The sequence below is a fragment of the Streptomyces sp. 35G-GA-8 genome, assembly GCF_023534745.1.
Taxonomy (GTDB): Bacteria; Actinomycetota; Actinomycetes; order Streptomycetales; family Streptomycetaceae; genus Streptomyces.
This window is the reverse complement of record NZ_JAMHJQ010000063.1, coordinates 1-507: the sequence shown is the minus strand read 5'-3', so window position 1 is coordinate 507 and position 507 is coordinate 1. Positions and strand designations below refer to the sequence as shown.

At 67.1% G+C, this 507-nt stretch carries 1 protein-coding gene; it reads left to right on the top strand.

Annotation, left to right across the window (positions count from 1 at the left end; all coding sequences use genetic code 11):
• Positions 1-438, top strand: a 438-nt coding sequence (locus tag M1203_RS38535; RefSeq protein WP_249954523.1) for a transposase, incomplete at its 5' end; no start/stop codon positions are given.
• Between the last annotated feature and the right edge of the window lie 69 nt (positions 439-507).

Sequence of the window (507 nt, the reverse complement as noted above, 5' to 3'; positions counted from 1 at the left end):
GTCCCCACCCGCGACCACGCCATCGCCGCACAGTCGAAGAACTACCGGTACTCCACCAACCACCAGGTCGTCATCGACGCCGACACCCGCCTGGTCGTCGTGGTCGGCCGGCCGCTCGCCGGAAACCGCAACGACTGCAAGGCATGGGAGGAATCCGGCGCCAAGGCCGCTGTCGGCAAGACCCTAACGATCGCCGACGGCGGCTACCCGGGCACCGGACTCGTCATCCCGCACCGTCGCGAACGCGGCCAGACCGAACTCCCGGACTGGAAAGAGGAACACAACAAGTCCCACAAGCAGGTCCGAGCCCGCGTCGAGCACGTCTTCGCCCGCATGAAGACCTGGAAGATCCTCCGCGACTGCCGCCTCAAAGGCGACGGCGTCCACCACGCCATGCTCGGAATCGCGCGGATGCATAACCTCGCCCTCGCCGGATAGGCCAGCGGGCCGTACGGCAGCCCGCCATGCCTGAGGCGACCCGGAGATCATTTACGGGACAGCCCTTAG